Origin of the sequence: Endozoicomonas sp. SESOKO2 (genome assembly GCF_024606245.1) — a bacterium.
GTDB lineage: Bacteria > Pseudomonadota > Gammaproteobacteria > Pseudomonadales > Endozoicomonadaceae > Endozoicomonas_A.
On sequence record NZ_JAHHPQ010000335.1, the window covers coordinates 1 to 1,700 of the forward strand.

The 1,700-nt window shown below is 38.6% G+C and carries 2 protein-coding genes; one reads left to right on the forward strand and one right to left on the reverse strand.

All coding sequences use genetic code 11. From position 1 onward, the window contains the following. On the reverse strand, nt 1-841 hold an 841-nt coding region (locus KDK17_RS07640), incomplete at its 3' end, for a hypothetical protein (protein ID WP_257287760.1). A gap of 178 nt (nt 842-1,019) precedes the next feature. Between KDK17_RS07640 and KDK17_RS07645 the strand changes: the two genes are divergently transcribed. After that, nucleotides 1,020-1,700 (forward strand): extracellular solute-binding protein (locus tag KDK17_RS07645; protein ID WP_257287761.1); only part of this gene is annotated, 681 nt, incomplete at its 3' end.

The window sequence follows — 1,700 nt, forward strand, 5'->3', positions numbered from 1 at the left end:
CGATCATGTCAAAGACTTGCATAAAACTGTCTATTTTCATTTTAAAGATACCGTCATCTCGTCCATCGATTGGTAGGTGTGTTTCTGGGTCTGAGGGCTCTTCGTGCCCCCAAGGGTTTCTTAAAACAACATTATCACTTTCAGTATCATAAAAGAGTATGCTGTAGCAGTGATGGTTAGGTAAGTTTCTATAAGGTGGTATCAAATTTTTATAACAATAATTAATTGGTAATATTGGTAAATCCAATTTAGTTAGACATAGAAACTTGTAATGTGAACTAATTAAACTAGCTGCTGATATCTTTTTATAATAAGTAAGTTCATATAATTTTTTTCTAATTTCATTGGACGTGCTCATATAAATCCGCCAATACCCTGTCGGATTTCCGGTTAAAATTGATATTGCTTTCTTGGCGGTTATTTCATTAAGGAAATAATCGATCTCATAATTTCTTCGTGATAATTTTCCTTGAGGATTTTTCAAAACAGCATGATAAATGTTGTCTTTCAGATATGAGATAGATTTAGAAAAATACTTACTGATAGTAGATGATTCGTCACTTATTAGCTTAAGAATCGTGATTTCTAATATTAATGGCCAGAAACCTCTGTAAGGAGCAATGGCTCCTTTGTATAAGATTTCAATACTAGGAGCTACTTTTATATTTCTATGTGAAGGTAAATTTACGTTAAAACTCCCATCTTCATTCTGACTTAACATATTATATATATCAGCTGGTCTTGAATAAGCTAATGATGTGATAGATGCAATTAAACCACAATCACCAATTTGTTGCTGATGGATATATTGGTAATCGATAGAATCGACTCCTAATGGCATAAGTCCATAAGATAGAAGTTTCATCTTATAAAGTAAATGTGAAAAGGCGGGTGAATAGAACGAAAAAGTTAGTACTTATGTACTTAAATAACTGGCGATAAAGAGTAATTTCTGTAAAATACGCGAATGATAATGTTTCCTATTTAGATTGATATTATAAAAGAGACGGTTGTCGCCCATGTTGAAAAATAAACTCTCTTCAGTGCTTTTAGCATCAGGTCTTATGGCTGCATCTGCCCTCTCCCAGGCCGCAGAAGTGGTTAACGTGTACTCTTATCGTCAGCCTTTTCTGGTTGAACCTCTGTTCGCAGAGTTCAGCAAGGATACTGGTATTGAAGTCAATATGGTGTTTGCTAAAAAAGGTCTGAGTGAGCGTCTTGAACGCGAAGGCCAACTGAGTCCTGCTGATCTGGTATTGACGACAGACATCAGCCGACTGATGAATCTGGTAGAAAAAGATCTCAGCCAGCCCGTTGACAGCCAATCAATCAATAACGACATTCCTGCACAATACAGAGACCCTGAGGGTGAGTGGTTTGCCCTGACCAAGCGTGTCAGAAATATTTACAGCACCAAACGTTCCGACAAGCCGGAAGGCATCACTTATGACGATCTGGCCGATCCAAAGTACAAAGGCAAGATCTGCACACGCAGCGGTAAAAACGCCTATAACGTAGGTCTCGTTGCTGCTTATGTCGCTCACAATGGTGAGGAAGCGACCAAAGAATGGCTGCAAGGTTTCAAGGAAAACCTGGCCCGTCGTCCTCAGGGTAACGACCGTGCCCAGGTAAAGGCTATTAAGGAAGGCGTTTGTGACCTGTCTATCGGTAACAGCTATTACTTCGGCAAGATGATGACC